This window comes from Streptomyces sp. NPDC088810 (genome assembly GCF_044750305.1).
Lineage (GTDB): Bacteria > Actinomycetota > Actinomycetes > Streptomycetales > Streptomycetaceae > Streptomyces.
The window spans coordinates 914022-937249 of record NZ_JBIVJQ010000002.1; the positions used below are offsets into that span (position 1 = coordinate 914022).

At 73.1% G+C, this 23228-nt stretch carries 21 protein-coding genes; 7 read left to right on the plus strand and 14 right to left on the minus strand.

All coding sequences use genetic code 11. From position 1 onward, the window contains the following. Window positions 1-116: 116 nt before the first annotated feature. The 6 genes from ACIP4Y_RS10570 to ACIP4Y_RS10595 all read right to left on the minus strand — a co-directional run bounded on the left by ACIP4Y_RS10570 (window position 117) and on the right by ACIP4Y_RS10595 (window position 7741). On the minus strand, window positions 117-656 hold the full coding sequence (locus ACIP4Y_RS10570) for a DUF5825 family protein (protein ID WP_401390495.1): 540 nt from the start codon (window positions 654-656) through the stop codon (window positions 117-119). Further along, a complete protein-coding gene (locus ACIP4Y_RS10575) occupies window positions 653-2500 on the minus strand; it encodes a RiPP maturation radical SAM C-methyltransferase (protein ID WP_401390498.1) in 1848 nt (615 codons plus the stop codon). Before ACIP4Y_RS10575 ends, ACIP4Y_RS10570 begins: the two co-directional genes overlap by 4 nt. Before the next feature lie 2 nt (window positions 2501-2502). Then, window positions 2503-2646 (minus strand): hypothetical protein, encoded by a 144-nt coding sequence (locus ACIP4Y_RS10580; RefSeq protein ID WP_401390501.1) that lies wholly within the window; start codon window positions 2644-2646, stop codon window positions 2503-2505. A 47-nt stretch (window positions 2647-2693) separates the two neighbouring features. Further along, entirely contained in the window at window positions 2694-5237 is a 2544-nt protein-coding gene (locus ACIP4Y_RS10585; RefSeq protein ID WP_401390504.1) for a polynucleotide kinase-phosphatase, read from the minus strand. Then, window positions 5234-6697 (minus strand): 3' terminal RNA ribose 2'-O-methyltransferase Hen1, encoded by a 1464-nt coding sequence (locus tag ACIP4Y_RS10590; RefSeq protein ID WP_401390507.1) that lies wholly within the window; start codon window positions 6695-6697, stop codon window positions 5234-5236. The genes ACIP4Y_RS10585 and ACIP4Y_RS10590 overlap by 4 nt, the downstream gene beginning before the upstream one ends. Window positions 6698-6796: 99 nt before the next feature. Continuing rightward, window positions 6797-7741, minus strand: coding sequence for a hypothetical protein (locus tag ACIP4Y_RS10595; RefSeq protein WP_401390510.1), 945 nt, complete (start codon window positions 7739-7741; stop codon window positions 6797-6799). 184 nt (window positions 7742-7925) lie between these two features. Between ACIP4Y_RS10595 and ACIP4Y_RS10600 the strand changes: the two genes are divergently transcribed. Then, entirely contained in the window at window positions 7926-8882 is a 957-nt protein-coding gene (locus ACIP4Y_RS10600) for a D-alanyl-D-alanine carboxypeptidase family protein (RefSeq protein WP_401390512.1), read from the plus strand. A gap of 17 nt (window positions 8883-8899) precedes the next feature. Here the strand turns inward: ACIP4Y_RS10600 and ACIP4Y_RS10605 are convergent, their stop codons facing one another. Together ACIP4Y_RS10605 and ACIP4Y_RS10610 are read right to left on the minus strand one after the other, a co-directional pair. Then, window positions 8900-9385, minus strand: a complete 486-nt coding sequence (locus tag ACIP4Y_RS10605; RefSeq protein ID WP_401390515.1) for a hypothetical protein — start codon at window positions 9383-9385, stop codon at window positions 8900-8902. Window positions 9386-10096: 711 nt separating this feature from the next. After that, on the minus strand, window positions 10097-11020 hold the full coding sequence (locus tag ACIP4Y_RS10610; protein ID WP_358641489.1) for an LLM class F420-dependent oxidoreductase: 924 nt from the start codon (window positions 11018-11020) through the stop codon (window positions 10097-10099). Window positions 11021-11256: 236 nt separating this feature from the next. On the opposite strand from ACIP4Y_RS10610, the gene ACIP4Y_RS10615 reads away from it, so the two are divergent. After that, entirely contained in the window at window positions 11257-11421 is a 165-nt protein-coding gene (locus ACIP4Y_RS10615; protein WP_401390518.1) for a hypothetical protein, read from the plus strand. 66 nt (window positions 11422-11487) lie between these two features. Here ACIP4Y_RS10615 and ACIP4Y_RS10620 read toward each other — a convergent pair whose 3' ends face one another. The 4 genes from ACIP4Y_RS10620 to ACIP4Y_RS10635 all read right to left on the minus strand — a co-directional run bounded on the left by ACIP4Y_RS10620 (window position 11488) and on the right by ACIP4Y_RS10635 (window position 14209). Then, window positions 11488-11973 (minus strand): DUF6099 family protein, encoded by a 486-nt coding sequence (locus tag ACIP4Y_RS10620; RefSeq protein WP_358641485.1) that lies wholly within the window; start codon window positions 11971-11973, stop codon window positions 11488-11490. Window positions 11974-12139: 166 nt separating this feature from the next. After that, entirely contained in the window at window positions 12140-12493 is a 354-nt protein-coding gene (locus ACIP4Y_RS10625) for a nucleotide pyrophosphohydrolase (protein ID WP_401390522.1), read from the minus strand. Beyond that, window positions 12490-13695, minus strand: coding sequence for an ATP-binding protein (locus ACIP4Y_RS10630; RefSeq protein ID WP_401390525.1), 1206 nt, complete (start codon window positions 13693-13695; stop codon window positions 12490-12492). The genes ACIP4Y_RS10625 and ACIP4Y_RS10630 overlap by 4 nt, the downstream gene beginning before the upstream one ends. 124 nt (window positions 13696-13819) lie before the next feature. Further along, a complete protein-coding gene (locus ACIP4Y_RS10635) occupies window positions 13820-14209 on the minus strand; it encodes a cell division protein SepF (RefSeq protein ID WP_401390528.1) in 390 nt (129 codons plus the stop codon). 268 nt (window positions 14210-14477) lie between these two features. Between ACIP4Y_RS10635 and ACIP4Y_RS10640 the strand changes: the two genes are divergently transcribed. The 5 genes from ACIP4Y_RS10640 to meaB all read left to right on the plus strand — a co-directional run bounded on the left by ACIP4Y_RS10640 (window position 14478) and on the right by meaB (window position 21534). After that, window positions 14478-16208 (plus strand): hypothetical protein, encoded by a 1731-nt coding sequence (locus ACIP4Y_RS10640; protein ID WP_401390684.1) that lies wholly within the window; start codon window positions 14478-14480, stop codon window positions 16206-16208. A gap of 38 nt (window positions 16209-16246) precedes the next feature. After that, entirely contained in the window at window positions 16247-16420 is a 174-nt protein-coding gene (locus ACIP4Y_RS10645) for a hypothetical protein (RefSeq protein WP_401390531.1), read from the plus strand. 113 nt (window positions 16421-16533) lie between these two features. After that, window positions 16534-18348 carry a methylmalonyl-CoA mutase family protein gene (locus tag ACIP4Y_RS10650; protein WP_401390533.1) on the plus strand — a complete coding sequence of 605 codons (1815 nt, stop codon included), beginning with the start codon at window positions 16534-16536 and terminating at the stop codon, window positions 18346-18348. Then, entirely contained in the window at window positions 18348-20522 is a 2175-nt protein-coding gene (gene scpA / locus ACIP4Y_RS10655) for a methylmalonyl-CoA mutase (RefSeq protein WP_401390536.1), read from the plus strand. The genes ACIP4Y_RS10650 and scpA overlap by 1 nt, the downstream gene beginning before the upstream one ends. Before the next feature lie 7 nt (window positions 20523-20529). Next, complete coding sequence (meaB, locus tag ACIP4Y_RS10660) at window positions 20530-21534, plus strand: methylmalonyl Co-A mutase-associated GTPase MeaB (RefSeq protein ID WP_401390539.1); 1005 nt, start codon at window positions 20530-20532, stop codon at window positions 21532-21534. On the opposite strand, the gene ACIP4Y_RS10665 is transcribed toward meaB, so the two are convergent. Both ACIP4Y_RS10665 and ACIP4Y_RS10670 read right to left on the minus strand, forming a co-directional pair. Beyond that, a complete protein-coding gene (locus tag ACIP4Y_RS10665; RefSeq protein WP_401390542.1) occupies window positions 21520-22482 on the minus strand; it encodes a hydroxyacid dehydrogenase in 963 nt (320 codons plus the stop codon). The genes meaB and ACIP4Y_RS10665 overlap by 15 nt on opposite strands. A gap of 110 nt (window positions 22483-22592) precedes the next feature. Then, window positions 22593-23228 (minus strand): LysE family translocator, encoded by a 636-nt coding sequence (locus ACIP4Y_RS10670; RefSeq protein WP_358647881.1) that lies wholly within the window; start codon window positions 23226-23228, stop codon window positions 22593-22595.

A 23228-nucleotide genomic window follows, 5' to 3' on the forward strand; every position in this document is an offset into this window, starting at 1 on the left:
TGTTCCGTCGGTATGACGACAGTCACTCTGCCCGACATCCGTCGGGCTGGAGCAGGTTTCGCGCTTCCGATGCGCTTCCGATCCCCCACGCGCCGGGGGGTGCGTCGGGCAGGGGTTCAGATGGCGGTGCAGGGCACCGGCCACTGCCGGATGCGCGGGGGCAGGGTCACCGCCCAGCCGCCGCAGGAGAGCACCAGCCGCTCGGCCGTGAGCAGCCCCAGCGCTTCCTGTTCGACGGCGTCCAGTGCCGCGACGGGCGTGGGCTCAAGGAGCCGGAGGAACGTGGCGTGCAGGGCGGGGTGGTCCAGGGTCAGCCGGACGGCCGTGCCCCGCTCCCGGCGGTCCAGGACCGTGACGAAGTCCGGGCCGCGCCGGTGGTAGAGGGCGCCGTGGGCGTGGCCGGCCCGCCAGGACGCCAACAGGCCTGCATCGCCGGGTAGTTCGGCGGGCGGAGGGAGGTGGCGCAGCATGCGGGGGTCGTACGCCGGTGTGCCCGTCGCCCGCCAGCTCACGCCGAGGCCCAGGCCCTGGCACTCGCGCAGGAACCGCACCGCCTCCGCCGTCGCCCGCCCCGCGCCGCTCAGGTCCAGCGGTACGGCGGCCTCGACGCGGCGCCCGCTGCGCCGGTGCGGCACGGTGCCGGGCAGCCCGCTCATCCGGCCCCCTCGGGCAGCCGGACCGGCTCGCCCCAGGTCGGCAGGGAGACGAAGGTGGCGCCGTCGCGGAACAACAGGCCCAGCTCGAAGGCCTCCTGCACCCATGCTTCCAGGACCGCCACCGGCATCCCGTGGCCGTCGGCGGTCAGCAGCCGGTGCAGCGCGGGCACGGTCCGGCCGTCCTCCAGGTGGCGCAGGGCGGCCGCCTGCCAGCCGGTGAAGCGGTGGGTGGCGGGGGGCCGGCCGTGCCGGCGGTCGTGCACCAGCAGCCGGGCGCCGTCCTCCTCGAACAGCAGCCGGGAGTGCGCGTGCCCGGCCCGCCAGGCGGCCACCGCCTCCTGCAGCCGGCGCTCTACCGGGCCGCCGATGCCCGCCGGCTCGGCGTCGAACAGGTAGACCAGGTCGGTGAGTTCGTTCTCGGGCAGGTCGTATACGTGCTGGTACATCGCGGCCGGGCGGCGCTTGCCGAAGCCGAGGTCCGGGTCGGTGAAGTGCGGGCTGAACCGCTCCAGCTGGATGCGGTGGGCGCCGCTGGGCGGCTGGAGGTGGACCAGGGCGGGGAGCTGGTCGATGACGGGCGTGTAGTCGTCGGCGCGCTCGCCGGGGAAGCCGTACAGCAGGTTCCAGGAGCAGGTCAGGGCGTGGTTCTCGCACTCGCGCAGGGTGCGCACGTTCCGGGCGCCGGTGACGCCCTTGGCCATGAGGTCCAGGACGCGGCTGCCCAGGCTCTCGATGCCGGGCTGGATGTGCACGGTGCCGGACTCGCCGAGGAGCCGGAGCTGGGCGGGGGTGAGGTTGGACTTGACCTCGTAGTGCAGCCGCAGGTCCCAGCCGCTGGCCGCCACCCGGGGCAGGAAGTCGCGGAAGTAGGCCATGTCGATGATGTTGTCGACGGTGACCACGTCGAGCAGGCGGTGGCGGCGCACCAGCCGGTCGATCTCCGTCCACAGCCGCTCCCCCGGTTTGGCCCGGAAGGCCATGGCGGAACCGTTCAGCCCGCAGAAGGTGCAGTGGTGCTTCTCGCCCCACCAGCAGCCCCTGGCCCCTTCCACGACGAGCTTCGGGTGGATGTACTCCTGGACCGGGGAGGCGTCCAGGGCGGCCTGCCACTGGTCGTAGTCGGGCGAGGGTATGTCGGCCGGGGCCACGGTACGCCGGGTTTCGGTGTTCGCCCGGGACACCGTGCCGTCCCACCAGCACAGGCCGGGGACGTCCACGGGCGCGCTGCCCGCGTCCAGGTGGCGTAACAGGGCCGGGAAGGCGTACTCGGCCTCGCCGCGGACCACGTGGTCGACGAACGGATGATTGCGGTGCAGGGCGTGGCCCATCGGCCCGTCGCAGTTGCTGCCGCCGAAGACGATCACCAACTCCGGGCGTCTCCGCTTGAGTTCGCGGGCCAGCGCGAGGGACGGCACGTTCTGCATGAAGGTGGTGGTGAACCCGACCACGTCCGGGCCGGCGGCCAGGACCTCGGTGGCGCAGGCGTCGACGAACGGGGCCGCGTACGGGCGCATCTCCAGGGCCGTGTCGATGAAGACGCCCCGGTCGGCCGCGTACTGCCGCAGCCGGGCCGTGCCCCAGCCGGGGTCGTCGTACAGGGCGCCGGAGAAGACCCAGTCGCCGAGGCCGTGGAAGATCGCGTCGCTGCCGACCGCCACGCAGTCCGCCGGCCGCAACCGGCCGCCGGAGTGCTCCAGCAGGAACTCCGCCCAGCGCAGGGAGCCGTGGAACTCGGCGACCTCGTCGCCGGGGCGGGCCTGCCGCACGATCCGGTGGAGCAGGCCCAGTTGGAGCGAGGGCAGGTCGAGCGGATGCCACGGCATCGTGACCAGGTGGACGCGCATGCTCAGCGGGTCGGCCGCTTCTCCAGGATCGCCGGCCGGCGGGTGGTGCCGCCCTGGTCCTCGCGGACCACGATCTTCTTGATCTCCACGATCAGCACTCCCCTCGGGGCATGCGAACGCCCTTGCGCCGCACGGCTGTCCACCATATGGACAGATGTGTGTGCGGCACAAGGGCGTTCCGTGACGGGCGGGGTCACAGCCGCGGGTCGACCGGTTCCGACTCCAGCGCCAGCACCCCGAACACCGCCTCGTGCACCCGCCACAGCGGCTCCCCGTCCGCGAGCCGGTCCAGGGCCTCCAGGCCGAGGGCGTACTCGCGCAGGGCCAGGGAGCGCTTGTGGTTCAGGAACCGCTGCCGCAGCCGGGCCAGGTTGTCCGGCCGGGTGTACTCAGGACCGTAGATGATCCGCAGGTACTCGCGGCCCCGGCACTTGATGCCGGGCTGCACCAGCCGGCCCTCGGCGTTGCGCACCAGCGCGCCGAGCGGCTTTACGACCATGCCCTCGCCGCCCCGGCCGGTCATCTCCAGCCACCAGTCGACGCCCGCGCGCACCGACTCCGGCTCGCCGGTGTCGACGTACAGCCGCCGGGTGGTCTGCAGCAGTCCGGTGCCGTCGTGCTCCACCAGCCGGTCGATCAGGGCCAGTTGCTCGTCGTGCGGCAGCGCGGCGAGGCTGCGGCCCTGGACCGCCAGCAGCTGGAAGGGGGCCAGCCGGACGCCGTCCAGGCCCTCGGTGGTCCAGCAGTAGCGGCGGTAGGCCGCGGTGAACGCGGCCGCGTCGGCGGCCCGTTCCCGCTGCCGGGTGAGCAGGCCGCCCACGTCGGCACCGCGCGCGGCCGCCGCCTCCAGGGCGGCGAGCGCGCCCGGGAACACCGCCCCGGAGGCGGCTCCGACGGCCGCGTACTGGCCGCGCAGCAGTCCCGAGGCCTTCAGCGACCACGGCATCAGCTCGGCGTCCAGCAGCAGCCAGTCGGTGGCCAGTTCGTCCCACAGTCCGGCGCCGTCGATCGCCGAGCGCAGCCGGCCGAGGATCTCCTCGGTCACCTTCTCGTCGTCGAAGAACGGCCGGCCGGTACGGGTGTAGAGCGAACCCGTGGGGCCTGCCGCGCCAAACCGCTTCCGCGCCGCCTCCGCGTCCCGGCAGACCAGGGCCACGGCCCGGGAGCCCATGTGCTTCTCCTCGCACACCACCCGCTCGACGCCGTCCCGCGCGTACTGCGCGAAGGCCTCTACCGGGTGCTCCAGATAGCCATCGACCCGTGAAGTCGCCGTGGGTGCCATGGTCGGCGGCAGGTACGGCAGCAGGCGCGGGTCGGTCGCGAAGCGGCTCATGACCTCCAGGGCCGCCGCCGCGTTCTCCTCCCGGACCGCCACCCTGCCCGCGTGCCGGGTCTCCACGGCCCTGCGGCCGTGCACGTCCGCCAGGTCCAGCGGCCGGCCGTCGTGCCCGCCGGGCGCCTCGGTGCGCAGCGGGCGCGCCGGCTCGTACCAGACCCGCTCGGCCGGTACGTCGACCAGCTCGCGCTCCGGCCAGCGCAGCGCGGTGAGCTTGCCGCCGAAGACGGCACCGGTGTCCAGGCAGATGGTGTTGTTGAGCCAGGTGGCCTCGGGCACCGGGGTGTGGCCGTACACCACGGCCGCGCGGCCCCGGTAGTCCTCCGCCCAGGGGTAGCGCACGGGCAGCCCGAACTCGTCGGTCTCGCCGGTGGTGTCGCCGTACAGGGCGTGCGAGCGGACCCGGCCGGAGGTGCGGCCGTGGTACTTCTCGGGCAGGCCGGCGTGGCAGACCACCAGCTTGCCGCCGTCCAGGACGTAGTGGCTGACCAGTCCGTCCAGGAACTGCCGGACCTCCGCCTTGAACTCCTCGCTCTCGCCCTCCATCTGCGCGATGGTCTCGGCGAGCCCGTGGGTGTGCTGGACCTTGCGGCCCCTGAGGTGACGGCCGTACTTGTTCTCGTGGTTGCCGGGGACGCACAGCGCGTTGCCCGACTTCACCATCGCCATCACACGGCGCAGCACGCCGGGGCTGTCCGGGCCGCGGTCGACCAGGTCGCCGACGAACACGGCGGTACGGCCCTCGGGGTGCACCCCGTCGGCGTAGCCCAGCTTGGCCAGCAGCGTCTCCAGTTCGGCGGAGCAGCCGTGGATGTCGCCGATGATGTCGAAGGGGCCGGTGAGGTGGGTCAGGTCGTTGAAGCGCTTCTCGGTGACGACGGTGGCGTTCTCGGTCTCCTCCACCCCGCGCAGCACGTGCACCTTGCGGAAGCCCTCGCGCTCCAGGTGGCGCAGCGAGCGGCGCAGTTCGCGGACGTGCCGCTGGATCACCCGGCGGGGCATGCCGGCCCGGTCGGTGCGGGCCGCGTTGCGCTCGGCGCACACCTCCTCCGGCACGTCCAGCACGATGGCGATGGGCAGCACGTCGTGCGTCTTGGCCAGCTCGACCAGCTTGCGCCGGCTGTCCTGCTGCACGCTGGTGGCGTCCACGACGGTACGGCGGCCGGCGGCCAGCCGCTTGCCTGCGATGTAGTGCAGGACGTCGAAGGCGTCCCGGGTCGCGCTCTGGTCGTTCTCGTCGTCGGAGACCAGGCCGCGGCAGAAGTCGGAGGAGATCACCTCGGTGGGCTTGAAGTGCCGGCGGGCGAAGGTGGACTTGCCGGAGCCGGAGGCGCCGACGAGGACGACGAGGGAGAGGTCGGTGACGGGCAGGACCCGTCCCTCGTGCTGTGTGCCGGTCATGCCGCCTTCGCCTCCTTCTCGGTCCTGATCGTGAACACGGCCATCTGGGTGGGCGGACCCACCTCGGGGTCCTCGGTGCCGACGGGAGCGAACCCGACGTCGTAGCCGTGGCGTTCGGCCACGGTCGCCGCCCAGCCGCGGAACTCCTCGCGGGTCCACTCGAAGCGGTGGTCGCCGTGCCGGACGTGGCCGGCGGGCAGGGTCTCCCAGCGGACGTTGTACTCGACGTTCGGGGTGGTCACGACGACCGTGCGCGGGCGGGCGTGCCCGAACACGGCGTACTCCAGGGCGGGCAGCCGGGGCAGGTCGAGGTGCTCGATGACCTCGCTCAGCACGGCCGCGTCGTAGCCCTTGAGCCGGTTGTCGGTGTAGGCGAGGGAGCCCTGGACGAGCTGGACGCGCGCGGCCTGCCGTTCGCCCATGCGGTCCAGCTTCAGCCGCCGGGCGGCGATGGTCAGGGCGCGCATCGACACGTCGACGCCGACGATCTCGGTGAACCGCACGTCCTTGAGCAGCGCCTGCACCAACTCGCCCTGCCCGCACCCGAGGTCGAGGACCCGGGCCGCGCCGGACGCGCGCAGCGCCTCGGTGATCGCGTCCCGTCGCTGCACGGCGAGCGGAGTCGGCTTCTCCTCGGCCCCGGTGTCCTCCGCGACGGCGTTGTCGAGGTCCTCCACCTCGCTGTCGTCGGCCTCGGCGAGCCGCACCAGCTCCAGCCGCTCCCTCGCCTGCCGGGTCAGCGACCAGCGGCGCGCGAGGTACCGGCTGGTGATCAGCTTCTGTTCCGGGTGCTCGGCCAGCCAGCCCTCACCGGCCCGCAACAGCTTGTCGACCTCGTCGGCGGAGACCCAGTAGTGCTTGGCGTCGTCCAGCACCGGCAGCAGCACGTACAGGTGGCGCAGCGCCTCGGCGAGGGTCAGCCGGTCCGACTCCAGCACCAGCCGCACGTACCGCGAGTCGCCCCACTCCGGGAACGCGGTGTCGAGCGGCACCGGGTCGGCGGTGACGGCCCAGCCGAGCGGTTCGAAGAGTCCGCGTACGAGGTCCGCCCCGCCGCGGGCGGGCAGCGCCGGCACCTCGATGCGCAGGGGCAGGGGCGCGGCGGCCCGCTCCGGGCGGGCGGTGCACACCCCGCGCAGGGCGCTGGAGAAGACGTTGCCCAGCGCGACGGCGAGCAGCGAGGAGGCCGCGTAGGGGCGGTCGTTGACGTACTGCGCCAGGGCGGCGTCGGGTGCGCCGCCGCGGCCCTTGCCCTTGCCCCGCCGGACCAGCGCGACCGTATCGATCTCCAGCAGCAGCGCGGCCGTGCAGCGCTCGGCGTCCGCCTCGGGGTAGAAGACGTGCGCCGTGCCGTACGAGGTGGAGAAGGCCTGTGCCTTGCCGGGGTGCTTGTGCAGCAGGTACCCCAGGTCGGTGGCCGGGTTCCCGGCCGTACCGGTGGTGGAGATCGTCACGAACATGCTGTCGAGTCTCCCCGGTCGGCACCCCCGTCGACCACCGGTTTTCCACGCACGGCGGACGGCCCGCGAGGGGCCGGCCGCGATGCGCGGGATGCCCGCTCAGGACGCGGCGTCGACGATCTTCCGGGCGTTCGCCGTGGCCCGCCGGTCGTCGGCGCGCCGGTCCTCCAGCGCCTTCTTGTTCTCGGTGATGGCCTTCTTCTGCGCGCGGCTCTCGACGGCGTGCACCGCCTGGATGTACTGGGTGTCGAGCTTGCAGCGGGCGTCCGCGGCGGCGGTCTTCTTCTCCTTGCCCGACGGCTTGTCGCCGCGGTACCAGTCGGAGTCGGTGGACGCCTGGTCCGGGTCGGTGTAGCGGAAGCCCTCGTCCTTCATGCACTTCGACCACGCACGGTCGGCCTTCTTCCAGGCCGGGTCCTTCCGCGCTTCCTTGTGCGCCATGTACCAGTACTGCAGGGGGAGCGAATAGTAACCGCTCAGCTGCACGCCGCCGATCTTCGTGGGCTTGGGCTCGGTGCCGTAGATCTTCTTGAGCGCCTCCCCCATGCACCCCTTCTTGGGGATGGGGTTTCCGTGTGCCCGGTGGCTGTCGCCGGATTCGAAGGTGCCGGTGAGGGCCGCGTACTGATCGGCCGGCCACTCCATGGGCTGACTGTCGGACTCGTTGCGCCGTGCGTTGTGGTAGCCGTGCTCGGCCGCCAGGTCGGGGTCGTCCACGCCGTACGGGCTGGCGTCGCCGACCATGCTGCCGCTGCTCGAGACGGTGCCCTGCCGGACCGGGTAGGTCGACTCGACCGTCCTGATGTCGAGCGTCTTGAAGCCGCTGAACCCGAGCCGGACCATGCACTTCTTGGCGAGGATCCACTGCGCCGTGCCGACCGCCTTGCCGTCACGGGTCGTCGCGTCCGGAACGTAGGCGTTCAGCGGGAACGACTTCATGGTGTTGAGGCGGCGGGCCTCGCCGTCGGGGTCGTCGTCGCCGACGAACTGGCAGGCCGACACGGCGAGCAGACCGGTGAGGGCGAGGGGGAGGAGTTTGCGCACCGGGTCATCGGATCAGCCGGAGATCATGTGCGCTGTGGCGGAGCCCACAGTTCCGCCCCACGGCGTCCACCGTTGGCCTGTTGTGAACTCCGCGTGTCCTTCATGTGATCTCCGTTACGGCTCCCGGGCCCCGAACCTGATGGAGTGAGCCCCCGTCAACTGACCAGTGACAGAGGGGGAAAACATGACTCACGGCCAGGGAATCCGCCGACGCCGGAGAGCCGCCGTCGTGCTGACGGCCGGAGCCGTCCTCGGCGCCGGCGTCCTCGCGACCGCTCCCGCCCAGGCGGCGACACCGCCGGCCGCGGCCTCCGCCCCGCGCTCCGCCGCGGCGGCGCCGCAGGTGTCCGCCCAGGGCGCGTACGCCATGAACACGGCCACGGGCAAGCAGCTCTTCGGCAAGGCACCGGACGGGCGGCTGCGCACCGGCTCCACGACCAAGATCATGACGGCGCTGGTGGTGCTGTCGCAGCGGAACGTGAACCTCGGGAAGAAGGTGAAGATCAAGAAGGAGTACACCGACTACGTCATCGACCCGGTCACGGACCAGCAGCGTTACTCCAGCGCCAACCTGATCCTCGGCGACTCGATGTCGGTCGGCGACCTGCTGTACGGCCTGCTGCTCCCGTCGGGCTGCGACGCGGCCTACGCGCTGGCGGACACCTACGGCACGGGTTCGACGACGGCCCAGCGCACCAAGTCGTTCATCGGCAAGATGAACGCCAAGGCGCGTGAACTCGGCCTGAAGAACACCCACTTCGACTCCTTCGACGGGGTGTCGAACGGGAAGAACTACTCCTCGCCGCGCGACCTGGCCAAGCTGGCCGGGGTCGCGCTGAAGAACAAGACGTTCAAGAAGGTCGTCGGGACGAAGGTCTACGACGACATGAAGTCGTACCGGCCCGGCGGCGGCACGCACGCCATGAAGCAGTGGGACAACTCCAACAAGCTCCTCAGCTCGTACCGGGGCGCGTTCGGCGTGAAGACCGGCTCCGGGCCGGAGGCGAAGTTCTGCCTCGTGTTCGCGGCCACCCGCGGCACGAAGACGGTCGTGGGCACGATTCTCGCGGACACGTCGCCGGACCAGCGCTTCAAGGACGCGACGAAGATCCTCGACTACGGCTTCACCCAGCGCGGCTGAGGCTCGCCGGAGGGGGATCACCGGGTCCCCCCGGCACCCCTTCCGGCCGCCATGGTGGCGCACACCCCGAGGACCACGGCGGCCAGGGCCAGCCCGACGACACACGTGTTGGCCCAGAAGTACAAGGCGCTGCTCGGGTGGGCGCTGCCGTCGGCGAGGACGCAGTCGAAGCGGAGCGGCACGTAGGCGGCCCGCTGGCCGACGAGCACCCCGGGCGGGAAGTCGTCGCGGCACTCCTGGGCCGGTGTCGAGTCCGCGCCCGAGGAGGAGTCGTGCACGGAGAACGCGACCGATCCGGCGCCCAGCAGATAGACCATGACGGCGGCCAAGCCCGCCATCCACGCCGACCAGCGCAGCAGGTCCAGCCGCCAGTCCGGGCGCCGGCCGGGCACGGCGACGGACAGCAGCTTGAAGATCACGGCGATCACCCAGACGGGGACCGCGAGCCAGACCGGGATGCTGAGCAGGGCGAGGAGGGCGCTGAGCGGGGAGTCGTCGTCCATCGGGCGATCCCAGCAGGGCCGCCGGGCCGGAGCCGTGGCGGAAGCCACAGTTCCGGTCACAGCCTCGTCACGGCCCGCCCGCTCGCCCACCACTCGCTCTCCGCTACTGCGACCGCCCCGGGCCGACGGACAGCCGGGAGCGGGCGGGGCAGGGACTCGGGCGGAGGGCCGGGAGCGGCGCGGGACACGGACCCGACGGACAACCGGCAGCGGCCCGGGACACGGACTCCGGCGGAGGGCCGGGAGCGGCGCGGGACACGGACCCGACGGACAACCGGCAGCGGCCCGGGACACGGACTCCGCCGGAGGGCCGGGAGCGGCGCGGGACGCGAACCCGACGGACAGCCGGCAGCGACCCGCGACGCGAAGCCCCACGCAGGACCGGCAGCAGTGCGGGACGCGAAGGCCCACGCACGACCGGCAGCCACGTGGGACACGAAGCCCGACGAACGACCGGCAGCGGTGCGGGACGCGAAGCCCACGGACGACCGGCAGCCACGTGGGACACGAAGCCCGACGGACAGCCGGCACCGACCCGTGACGCCAAGCCCCACGCACGACCGGCAGCGACCCGCGACGCAAAGCCCCACGCACGACCGGCACCGACCGCGACGCGAAACCCCACGACCGGCACCCACCCGCGACGCCACGCCCCACGCACCACCGGCACCGGCCCTCGACGCGCAGTCAGATTGGCGTCGTCGTGGGTGGCTACGGCAGCTGCGACTGGACCTGGCCGGCGATCAGTTCCAGGTGGTCCAGGTCGTCGAGGTCCAGCACCTGGAGGTAGAGCCGCTGGGAGCCGATCGCGGCGTACCGGCCGATCTTGTCGACGACCTCGGCCGGGGAACCGGCCAGTCCGTTGGCCTTCAGCTCGTCCACCTCACGGCCGATCGCGGCGGCCCGCCGGGCCACCTCCCGGTCGTCCTTGCCGACGCAGACCACGAGCGCGTTGGAGTACGTCAGGTCGTCCGCGGCCCGGCCCGCCTCCACCGCGGCCGCCCGCACCCGGCCGAACTGCCGCTCGCTGTCCTCGACCGAGGCGAACGGGATGTTGAACTCGTCGGCGTACCGGGCCGCGAGCCGCGGGGTCCGGGTCGCGCCGTGGCCGCCGATGAGCACCGGGACCTTCCGCTGGGCGGGCTTGGGCAGCGCCGGCGAGTCGGTGAGGTCGTAGTACGTGCCGTGGAAGTCGAAGGTCTTGCCGACCTCGGTCGCCCACAGCCCGGTGACGATCGCGAGCTGCTCCTCCAGCCGCGCGAACTTCTCCTTCGGGAACGGGATGCCGTAGGCCTTGTGCTCCTCCTCGAACCAGCCCGCGCCGAGGCCGAGTTCGACCCGGCCGCCGGACATCTGGTCGACCTGGGCGACCTGGATGGCGAGCACGCCGGGCAGCCGGAAGGTGCCGGCGGTCATCAGCGTGCCGAGGCGGATGCGCTTGGTCTCGCGGGCCAGGCCGGCCAGCGTGATCCAGGCGTCCGTGGGACCGGGCAGCCCGTCCGCGGTGCCCATGCGGAGATAGTGGTCGGAGCGGAAGAAGGCGTCGAACCCGAGGTCCTCGGTGGCCTTCGCCACGGTGAGCAGGGTGTCGTAGGTAGCCCCCTGCTGGGGCTCGGTGAAAATTCGAAGGTCCATACACCTATCCTGCACGGCGCCGGCCGCGTCAACCGCGCCGGTGCCGCCCGGCACGGCCGTCCCCGGTCGGGTGAAAATCCCCCGCCCCGCGCGCCGGCCTCGCCGCGGGCCAGTGACCGGCCCCGACGATGATCGTTGGGCCGTCGGAGCCGGACCGTCCGGCGCCCGCGCCGGACGGTGGACGCCGTCGCGCGTCAACGCGCCGGCCCGGCCGGGCCGGGGCCGAGGAGGCCGTCATGTCCGAAGAGTCCGTTCCCCCGCAGCCAGGCCCCGCCGGCCGGCCGAAGGGGTTGCTGGAGCAGATGGAGGAGTTGATGGCGGCACTGAACGCGGACCTGTCGGCCCTGTCGGACCTGCAGGGCGGGGCACCGACGCCGGGCCCGGCCGGCGAGACGGACTGAACCGGCCCCCGCACCAGCCCGCAGGGCCCGCGCTCCGTCGCGGGCTGACCGCCGGCCCGCGGCCCTTCACACCCCGGACGGGCTGTCCTGGGCGTCCTCCGGTAACACCTCCTCTCGTGCCGCCAGCTTGCGCAGCATCTCCAGGACGCGGTCGCGGGACTCGTCGGCCGCGTCGATCGCCTCCATGCACTGCCAGTAGGTCGTCTCGTCGGCCGCGGCGCTGGCCATGCCGACCAGGGCTATGCCGACCTCACCGAGCAGGCCGCCGAGGCAGAGCAGGGTCTCGCGGGCGTCGTCCAGCCGGGTGAGCTGGGCGGCGCGCAGGTCGCCCGGGTCGAGTTCGGGCGGGTCCAGTACTCCGCAGCCCCGGCCCGCCAGCTCGGTCAGCCCCAGCGCCTCGCCGCGCAGTTCCGGCGGGCCGGAGACCGCGAGCCGGCTGCCGATCGCCTGCGCCAGGGCCTGGGCCTGCCAGACCTCCGCCATCATCTCCGCCGTGTCGGCGCCTGCTGCCAGGGCGCGCCTGCTCGTGAGGATGAGCCGTACCGCATCCATGCGATGCCCCCGTCCGTCCGCCGCGCCGTCACGCACGGCTGCGTGAACTCCCTTGTCCACTACCCAGAGTGAGGGTCCGTGGGGCGAAAAGCCAGAGGTAGGCGGAAATCTGTGGACAACAATTCGGATTCGACAGGCGTTTTGGCTACTGTGCGTAATGATGGGTTCAGGCGTCCGGCCGGTGGTCCCCGGCGCCGGGCAGCGGGAACCGCTGTTCGTTGCGGTCGATCTTGGCGGCCAGGGCGGCCAGCGGATCGATGCCGAGGACCTCGCAGAGCTGGAGCAGGTAGGCCAGGACGTCGGCGACCTCGTCGGTGACGCGGTGTGCCGTACCGGGGTCGTTCATCACGCGGGCCGACTCCTCCGGCGTCAGCCACTGGAAGATCTCGACCAGTTCGGAGGCCTCCACCGAGAGGGCGGCGACGAGGTTCTTGGGCGTGTGGTAGGGCTGCCAGTTCCGCGCGGCGGCGAACTCGGCCAGCCGGCGCTGGAGTCGGGCGAGGTCGGGATGTTCCGTCACGGGTTCAGGTGTACCACCGTGATCCCGGGTGTCCCGGCGGCCCAGGAGGCGTCCTGCACCGCGGCCACGCAGCGGACGTGCCCGCGCTCGCCCATCCGGGCGGCCATCCGCAGCAACTCCCGGCGCTGGCGGGGGTCCAGATTGCGGTCGAAGCCGTCGGCGAGGACGGTGAGGGTGCGCAGGGCGTCGGGCACCTCGCCCGGGGTGTCCACGTCGAGCACGCCGGGACCGGTCAGCAGCACCAGCGTCAGCGCGAGATGGCGCAGCTCGCCATCGCCGAGCCGGGCGAGTTCGGTGCGGAAGCCGTCGCCGCGGTCGAGCAGCGCCCGTACCGTGCCGTCGGCCAGCGGCTCGGCGACCAGGTCGGCCACCGGGCCGGCGCAGCCCGCGCGCAGCGCCTCCACCAGCAGGCCGTGCCGCCGGCCGCACTCCGCGCGGGTGCGCCACAGCACGTCGGCGAGGTTGTCGCAGCCGGGCAGCAGCCGGCCGGAGCCGGTGGGGACGGGGACGCGCATGTGCTCCGGGCGGGGATCGCAGGCGAAGACGGAGCGCAGCGCGACGACCATCTGCTCGGCCGCGGCGAGCACATGACGCTGGCCGTCCGTCTTGCCGGCCACCCGCAGCGGCAGCAGGGCCGTACCCAGGCGGTCGTCGGGGAGCGGGGCGCGGGTCACCGGGGCGGCACCCGCGGTGTGCCAGGCGGCCTGGACGGTCCGGCGCCCGGGGTCGCGCAGCGCGGTCTCCAGCAGGACGACCCCGCGCGCGGTCAGCCGCTCGCCCACGATCCGCAGGTACGGTTCGGCCTGGACGGCGATGTCGAGGCGGACCGGGCCCTCCGCGCCGTCGGCCGTACAGCCGATCCGGAAGCCGCGCCGCCCCTCGGCGTCGGGCCGGGCCCGCTCCGGCACGCAGGCGACCGGGTCCGGGAACGCCTCGGTGAGCGGGGCGCCGCCGCCGAGCCGGGCCAGCGCCTCGTACGCGGCGAGCGCGGTCGTCTTGCCCGACCCGCTGGGCCCCGCGAACACCGTGACCGGCCCCAGCGGAAACCCGGCCCGTCGGTGCCCGGCGAAGGCCGACAGGCGCAACTCGGTGATCCGGGACCGGACATCGAGGGACGCGCGGACCGGCGCGGGGACGGTGGCGGCGGACACGTCGGCCGCCGGCGGCTCAGCGGGCGCGGAGGGCGCGGAGGGCACGGCCATAGGCGGACCGTAGGACTCCGCCCCCACGGCAAACCGTTTCGGCGTCGAGACGTTCCTACGATCGGGGGACGCCCCGCTCCCCCACCGGGACACACGGCGGGCTCGGACTGCTCGGCTCGGCTGTTCAGCCTCCCGACAGGCCCGCGCCTTCCATCAGGCCGCTGACCTCCGTGCCGGGCGGGGTGAGGAGGAAGACGTTGCGGTCGACGCGGTGCATCCCGCTGCCCAGGCCGAAGACGACGCCGGTGCTGAAGTCGAGGACGCGCTTGGCGACGTCGCCCTCCGCGCCGGACAGGTCCAGCAGCACCGGCACGCCGGCCATCAGGGTCTCGGCGACCTCCCGGGCGTCCGCGAAGACGTTGACGCGCAGGACCACGAACCGGCGCCGGGTCTCGGTCACGGCGTCGGGCAGCGAGCGGTGGTTCACCGCGGACGGCCAGGCGTCCCGGCCCCGCAGCGGCACGACCTGGGCGAGCCCTTCCCACTGTTCATCGGTGACGTCGTAGCGGCTCACCGGCTCCCCCCGACCTGACTCGCACTCGTTGCCTGCACCAGCCAATTCTTACGCCAAGTCACCCGTTCGGCCCAACAGCGACACGGTGCGCGACCGATCCGGCAGCTCCTCCTCCGCCCCGGCCGGAGTCATATAGTCACAATCGCCCGTTTCTTACCCGGCTCATACCGGACTCTTCACCGGGCCTCCGCGCCCCGCTCACTCGGTACCGATAGCGTCCCGTGCCGTGCACTTGGCAGAAACACAGCAGGTGACACCCGGTCGGCGGATGCTGTCGGCGGTGTCCGCCGTACCGAATACCGCCCCCCAGGCCCCGGACAGTCCCGCGCAGTGGCACCGCGTGCTGACGCTCCTCGCCGACGTGAGCCTGTTCATCGGCACCCGTGCGGTGTGGACGCAGGCGGCCACGCACCAGCTGGTCATCGCCGGGATCATCTCGGTCTGCTACGCCTCGATCCTGGTGACCGGCGTGCTCGCCCTGACGGTCCGCCGCACCCGCTCGCTGGCCCGCCTGGACCTGGTGGTCCTGGCGACCGCGGTCACCCTCGTGCTGTGCGCCTGGACGCTGAACCACGCCGGCGGCGACGAGGCGGCCCTGACCACCCAGGCCGCGCGGGAACTCGTCGCCGGCCACCCGGTGTACGGGCAGCCCTGGCCCTGGCTGTTCCACGCCAAGGGCGTCGCCGTGACGCCGACCATGGACGGCGGGTACGACTTCACGTACGGCTACCCCCCGCTGACCCCCCTGCTCACCGCCCCGCTGCTGTGGCTGGGCCACGGCGGCGCCCCGGCGACGGCGGCGGCGACGGCGGCGCTGGTCGTGGGCGCGGTGGTGCTGTGGCGGCTGCTGCCGGTGCCGTGGCGTTCGGCGGCGACGATGGTCTGCCTGGGCTTCGGATTCCTGCCGGGGTACGCCCGGCACGGCTACCCGGCGATCGTCGGCCTGGCCCTGCTGGTGCCGGTGGTGGTGCGCTGGCCCCGGCTGGGCGCGCGCGGCCGGCTGGGCGCGGCCGGGGTCGCGCGGGCCGCGTGTCTCGGCGCCGCGTGCGCGGCCCAGCAGCTGCCGTGGTTCGTCACACCGTTCCTGCTGGCCGGGATCTACGCCGTGCGGCGCGGCGAGCTGGGCGGCCGGGCGGCGGCGCGGGTGGTGCTGCGGATCACGGGGATCGCGGTGCTCACCTGGCTGCTGGTGAACGCGTACTTCGCGGTGAGCGAGCCCGGCCCCTGGCTGGAGGGCATCGCCCTGCCGCTGACCCAGGGCGCGGTGCTGCACGGCCAGGGCCTGGTGGACGTCTCGCTGTACTTCACCCACGGCAGCGACCGGCTCGACTGGTACGGCCACGCGAGCGTGCTGCTCGCCGCCGCCCTGCTGGCGGTGTTCGTGCTGTTCGTCCGGCGGCTCGGGCCGGCCGCGACCGTGCTGCCCTGGTGCGCGTTCTACCTGGCGACCCGGTCCCAGGACGGCTACTACCTGATGATGACCCCGTTGTGGCTGGCGGCGGCGGTCACCGCGCCGCTGCCGGAGTTCGCCCACGCCTGGCAGCCGCGCCCGCGCCCGCTGACCGGACCGCGCCGGCGGCCCGCGCTGGCCGCGGCCGTCGTGGTGCTGCTGGCGCCCGCACTGGTGAGCGCGGCCCTGGCGGCGACCGGGAGGCCGCCGCTGCGGATGGACGTCACGGCGGCCCGGCTCACCTCGGCGCAGACGGTGTCCCGGCTGACCCTGCGGGTGACCAACACGGGCGGCACCGCGCTCACCCCGCACTACATGCTCACCACCAGCCAGGGCATGAGCCGGTACTGGTCGCCGGCGCGCGGCCCGGCCACGCTCGCCGCGCACACCACGGCGACCGTGGAACTGCGGGCACCCTCGGGCGGTTTCACGGTGCCGGCGAAGAAGAGCGCCCGGCTCCGGCTGCGTGCCTTCACGGGGAGCCCGCAGACGCTGTCCACCCGGGACCTGCGCCGGGCGGAGCTGGGCCTCAGACCGCCGCGCGGGTGAAGCGGAGCGCGGCCGTCACGGCGGCCAGGGCGCGCATCATGCGCAGCTGGTTCCACCAGATCGCCTGCCTCCAGCGGGCCGGTCTCCTCCCCCGCACGGCCTCCGCCCGGCTCGCCGGCACCGTCCGCCAGGCCCTCGCCGGCTCCATGGGGCCCGAGCAGCGGGCGGCGATGTGCGCCCTCGTACCGGACCTGGACGACGAGGCCCAGTGAGCCGCCGGACGGGCCGCGCGGAACCGGAGCGGCACAGGTCACAACCGCAAGAAGAGAAACCTCACAGCCTCTGCTCCGCCTAGGTGTGAGCCGCCTGCCCTAGCATCCGAGCCATGACGGTCCTGCCTGACGACGGGCTCTCACTGGCCGCCGAGTTCCCTGACGCGACACACGAGCAGTGGCAACGCCTGGTCGAGGGCGTACTGCGCAAGTCGGGCAAGGAACTTACCGGCGCGGCAGCTGAGGACGCCCTGTCCACGACGCTGGAGGACGGGCTGCGCACCCGGCCCCTGTACACCGCGCGCGACAGCGCGCCCGACCCCGGACTGCCGGGCTTCGCCCCCTTCGTGCGGGGCAGCCGCCCGGAGGGCACCCTCACGAGCGGCTGGGACGTACGGCAGCGGCACACGGCACTCGCCGGCGGCACGGCGGACGCCGTCCTCACCGACCTGGAGAACGGCGGCACCTCCCTCTGGCTGGTGCTGGGCGAGGGCGGCATCCCGGTCTCCGAGCTGGGCCGCGCCCTCGACGGCGTCTACCTCGACCTGGCGCCGGTCGTCCTGGACGCGGGCCGCGACACCGCGCAGGCCGCCGAGGCGCTGCTCGGGCTGTACACGGAGAAGGGCGTGGCCGCCGGGGCCGTCCGCGGCAACCTGGGCGGCGACCCGCTCGGGTACGAGGCCCGTACCGGGACCCCGCTGGACTTCGCGCCGTACGCCGCCCTGGCCGCGCGCTGCGCCGAGCAGTACCCGGGGCTGCGCGCGCTGACCGTGGACGCGCTGCCGTACCACGAGGCGGGCGGCTCGGCCGCGCAGGAGCTGGGGGCCTCGCTGGCCACCGGCGTGGCCTACCTGCGGGAGCTGACCGAGGCCGGGCTCGGCGTCGAGCAGGCCGCCGCCCAGCTGGAGTTCCGCTACGCGGCCACCGCCGACCAGTTCCTGACCATCGCCAAGCTGCGCGCCGCGCGCCGGCTGTGGGCGCGGGTCGCCGAGGTGTGCGGGGCGCCGCAGGCGGGCGCGCAGGTGCAGCACGTGGTGACCTCGCCGGTGATGATGTCCCGCCGCGACCCGTGGGTGAACATGCTCCGCACGACGGTCGCGACGCTCGCCGCGGGGGTGGGCGGCGCCGACTCCGTGACCGTGCTGCCGTTCGACCACGCGCTCGGGCTGCCCGACACGTTCGCCCGGCGGATCGCCCGCAACACCTCGACCATCCTGATCGAGGAGTCCCACCTGGCCCGGGTCATCGACCCGGCGGGCGGCTCCTGGTACGTCGAGCGGCTGACGGACGAACTCGCGGAGGCCGCCTGGCAGTTCTTCCGGTCGGTCGAGCGCGACGGTGGTCAGGCGGCCGTGCTGCGCTCCGGCCGGCTGCGCACCGACCTGGCGACGACCTGGGCGGAGCGCTCCAAGCGGCTCGCCAAGCGGCGCGAACCCATCACCGGGGTCAGCGAGTTCCCGCTGCTGGCCGAGAAGCCGGTGGAGCGCGAGCCCGCGCCCGAGCCGCCGTCCGGCGGTCTGCCGCGGGTGCGCCGCGACGAGGCGTACGAGGAACTGCGCGCCCGCTCCGACGCCCATCTGGCGGCGACCGGCGCCCGGCCCCGGATCTTCCTCGCCACGCTGGGCTCCGCCGCCGAGTACACCGCCCGCGCGACCTTCGCCGCGAACCTCTTCCAGGCCGGCGGCATCGAACCGGTCACCGAGGGCCGGTTCGAGGACAGCGGCGCGACCGAGGCCGTGCTGTGCTCCAGCGACGCGCTCTACGCAGAACAGGCCGGGCAGGCCGCCGAGTCGCTGCGCGCGGCCGGTGCCCGGCACGTGTTCCTGGCGGGCCGGGGCGACCACCCCGGCATCGACTCGTACGTCTTCGCGGGCTGCGACGCCGTCGACGTCCTCTCCGCGACCCTCGACCGCATGGGAGTGTCCTGATGGGAATCCCCGACTTCTCCGGCATCGAGCTGGGGACCCCGGTCACCGACGGCACCGACGGCGAGTGGCGTGCGGCCCTGAAGCGGGCCACCGGGGGCACGGAGCCGGTGTGGGAGACCCCGGAGGGCATCGGGGTCAAGCCGCTGTACACCGGCCGTGACCTGGAGGGCCTGGACTTCCTGGGCACCTACCCGGGCATCGCGCCGTACCTGCGCGGCCCCTACCCGACGATGTACGTCAACCAGCCCTGGACGATCCGCCAGTATGCGGGCTTCTCCACCGCCGAGGAGTCCAACGCGTTCTACCGGCGCAACCTGGCGGCCGGCCAGAAGGGCCTGTCGGTCGCCTTCGACCTGCCCACGCACCGCGGCTACGACAGCGACCACCCGCGGGTGACGGGTGACGTCGGCATGGCGGGCGTGGCGATCGACTCGATCTACGACATGCGCCAGCTGTTCGACGGCATCCCGCTGGACAGGATGACGGTGTCGATGACGATGAACGGCGCCGTGCTGCCGGTGCTGGCGCTGTACATCGTGGCGGCGGAGGAGCAGGGCGTACCGCCCGAGAAGCTGGCCGGGACCATTCAGAACGACATTCTGAAGGAGTTCATGGTCCGCAACACCTACATCTACCCGCCGAAGCCGTCGATGCGGATCATCTCCGACATCTTCGCGTACACCTCGCAGCGGATGCCGCGCTACAACTCCATCTCCATCTCGGGCTACCACATCCAGGAGGCGGGCGCGACGGCCGACCTGGAGCTGGCGTACACGCTCGCGGACGGCGTGGAGTACATCCGGGCGGGCCGGGAGGCGGGCCTGGACGTGGACGCGTTCGCGCCCCGGCTGTCGTTCTTCTGGGCGATCGGCATGAACTTCTTCATGGAGGTCGCCAAGCTGCGCGCGGCCCGCCTGCTGTGGGCGAAGCTGGTGAAGCAGTTCGACCCGAAGAACACCAAGTCGCTGTCCCTGCGCACCCATTCGCAGACCTCGGGCTGGTCGCTGACCGCGCAGGACGTCTTCAACAACGTCACCCGCACGTGCGTGGAGGCGATGGCGGCGACCCAGGGCCACACCCAGTCGCTGCACACCAACGCCCTCGACGAGGCGCTCGCGCTGCCGACGGACTTCTCGGCGCGCATCGCCCGTAACACGCAGCTGCTCATCCAGCAGGAGTCGGGCACCACCCGGGTCATCGACCCGTGGGGCGGCAGCGCCTATGTGGAGCGGCTGACGTACGACCTCGCCCGCAAGGCCTGGGCGCACATCCAGGAGGTCGAGCAGGCGGGCGGCATGGCGCAGGCCATCGACGCCGGCATCCCCAAGCTGCGCGTGGAGGAGGCCGCGGCCCGCACCCAGGCCCGCATCGACTCCGGGCGCCAGCCGGTGATCGGCGTGAACAAGTACCGGGTGGAGAACGACGAGCAGATCGAGGTCCTCAAGGTCGACAACTCCTCCGTGCGGGCCCAGCAGATCGAGAAGCTGCGGCGGCTGCGGGAGGAGCGGGACGAGAGCGCGTGCCGTGACGCGCTGGACGCGCTCACCCGGGCCGCCGACGGCGACGGCAACCTGCTGGAGCTGGCCGTGCGCGCGGCTCGCGCCAAGGCGACCGTCGGTGAGATCTCCGACGCCCTGGAGAAGGTGTACGGGCGGCACGCGAGCCAGATCCGTACGATTTCCGGTGTGTACCGCAACGAAGCAGGCCAGTCCCCGTCCGTGGACCGCACCCGGGCCCTGGTGGACGCGTTCGAGGAGGCCGAGGGGCGCCGGCCGCGCATCCTGGTCGCCAAGATGGGCCAGGACGGCCACGACCGCGGCCAGAAGGTGATCGCGACCGCCTTCGCCGACCTCGGCTTCGACGTCGACGTCGGCCCGCTGTTCCAGACGCCGGAGGAGGTCGCCCGGCAGGCGGTCGAGGCGGACGTGCACGTGGTCGGGGTGTCCTCGCTGGCCGCCGGTCACCTCACGCTCGTCCCGGCGCTGCGCGAGAAGCTCGCCGAGGAGGGCCGCGAGGACATCATGATCGTGGTCGGCGGCGTCATCCCGCCGCAGGACGTGCCGACGCTGCGGGAGATGGGCGCGGCGGAGGTGTTCCTGCCCGGGACGGTGATCCCGGACGCGGCGTACGACCTGGTGCAGCGACTGTCGGCCGACCTCGGCCACGACCTGTAGCCCCCGCATGGCCGCGATCGATCTCGACACCTATGTGAAGGGTGTGCTCGACGGGAAGCGGGCCCTGGTGGCCCGCGCCATCACGCTCGTGGAGTCCACCCGGCCACAGCACCGGGCGCTGGCGCAGCAGTTGCTCACCGAGCTGCTGCCGCACAGCGGCCGGGCGCGGCGGATCGGCATCAGCGGGGTGCCCGGTGTCGGCAAGTCGACGTTCATCGACGCGTTCGGCACGATGCTGACCTCGCTGGGCCACCGGGTGGCGGTCCTCGCCGTCGACCCCTCCTCCACCCGCACCGGCGGCTCCATCCTGGGCGACAAGACCCGGATGGAGCGCCTGGCGGTCGACCCGGACGCCTTCGTCCGGCCCTCCCCCAGCGCGGGCACGCTGGGCGGGGTCGCCAAGGCCACCCGGGAGTCGATGGTGGTGATGGAGGCGGCCGGCTACGACGTGATCCTCGTGGAGACCGTCGGCGTCGGCCAGTCGGAGACGACGGTCGCGGAGATGGTCGACTCCTTCCTGCTGCTCACCCTGGCCCGCACCGGCGACCAGCTCCAGGGCATCAAGAAGGGCGTCCTGGAGCTGGCCGACGTGATCGCCGTCAACAAGGCGGACGGCCCGCACGAGCGCGACGCCCGGGCCGCCGCGCGGGAACTGGCGGGCGCGCTGCGCCTGATGCACGGCAAGGACGCCTTCTGGACCCCGCCGGTGCTGCACTGCAGCGCCCGCGAGTCGACCGGCCTCGACACGGTCTGGGAGCGCCTGGAACAGCACCGCACGCTGCTCGACTCCACCGGCCGGCTGGCCGCCAAACGCCGGGACCAGCAGGTCGGCTGGACCTGGGCGATGGTCCGGGACGAACTCCTCGGCCGCCTGCACGCCGACCCAGCGGTCCGTGCGACCGCCCCCGACCTCGAACGCCAGGTCAGGGAGGGCCGCCTGACGGCGACCCTGGCCGCGGAACGCATCCTGGCGGCGTTCGAGGACCGTACGCCGCCGTCACCCGCGAGCTGAGCGGGGGGCGTTGAGGGCCTCCGGGGCGGGTTCGCCGCCGAGGGTCTGCAGGAGCGCGCGGATGACGTCCGTCGCCGCGCGTTCCTGGGCCTCCTGGGTGCTGGCGCCCAGGTGCGGGGTCACCGTCACGTTGTCGAGTCCGAGGAGGGGCGAGTCGGTGCACGGCTCGTCGTCGAAGACGTCCAGGGCGGCGCCCGCCAGCCGGGACTCCCGCAGGGCCGTGTACAGGGCCGCCTCGTCCACGATGCCGCCGCGGGCGACGTTGGCGAGGTAGGCCGTGGGCTTGACCAGGCGGAGTTCGGCCTCGCCGATCAGGCCCACGGTCTGCGGTGTCCGCGGCACGTGGACGGTGATGAAGTCGGACCGGGACAGCAGTTCCTCCAGGGGAACGAGCTTGATGCCGTGCTGGTCCGCCGTCTCCGCTGTGGCGTAGGGGTCGTGGCCGAGGACCGTCATGTCGAAGGCGGCCATGCGACGCGCCACGGCCAGGCCGATGCGGCCGAGCCCGACGATCCCCAGGGTCTTGCCCGCGAGTTCGGTGCCGACGTGGGTGCTGCGCCGCCAGACGCCGGACTTCACCTCCGTGCCCGCGGCCTGGATGTCGCGGGCCGCCGCCAGAAGCAGCCCGCAGGTCAGTTCGGCGGCGCTGACGACGTTGGCGGCCGGGGCGTTGACCACGACGACACCGGCCGCGGTGGCGGCGGCGACGTCGATGTTGTCGACCCCCACCCCCGCCCGGCCGACGACGGCGAGCCGGGGGGCCGCCGCGAGGACCTCGGCGTCCACGGTCGTGGCGCTGCGGACGAGGAGGGCGTCGGCCTCGGCCACCGCGGCCAGGAGCCGCGCACGGTCGGCGCCGTCGCAGTGGCGCACCTCGTACCCCGGGCCGAGGCGCTCCAGGGCGGCCGCCGGCAGGGGGTCGGCGACCAGGACAACACGGGAAGTCATCGGATTCTCCCTAGCGGGTGTGGGGCTGCTGGGCGGTGCGGGAGTGCCGTGCACCCGGGGCGGCCGGAGACGGGACTGCGGTTCCGCCCCGGCCGCCCCGGTGCCGCGGCTCAGCTCTCGACGGCCATCACGATGCCGAAGGCGATCATGACGGTGCCCGCCGTGGCGTCGACGTTGCGGCGGACCGAGCGGCGCTTCATCCAGGTGCGCAGGCCGTGGGCGCCGAGGCTGATCAGGCCGTACCAGATCACCGCCTCCACCGCGTTGACGGCGGCCAGGGCGGTGCCCATGAACGCGGGTGACACGCCGGACGGGATGAACTGCGGGATGGTGGCGCCGTAGAAGACACCGACCTTGGGGTTGGCCAGGTTGTTGAGCATGCCGCGGCCGAAGGAGCGCCACAGCGAGGCGGACTCGGGCTCCAGTTCGGTGTCCTTCTCCTGTCCCGCGCCGATGGCCCTCGCCGAGCGCCACAGCCCGATGCCCAGCCAGACCATGTAGGCGGCGCCGACGATCCGGAACACGGTGTACGCCGTCTCGGAGGCGTCCAGCAGCGCGCCGATGCCCACCGCGATCGCCCCGCCCCAGATGACGGCGCCGACGCCCACACCCACACCGGTGATGAACCCGTGGAGCCGCCCGCGCGCCACGGTGTTGCGGATGACCAGCGCGGTGTCCACACCCGGCATGATCACCAACAGGGCCGACACCAGGGCGAACGACACCAGTGACTGAAGAACCGACAC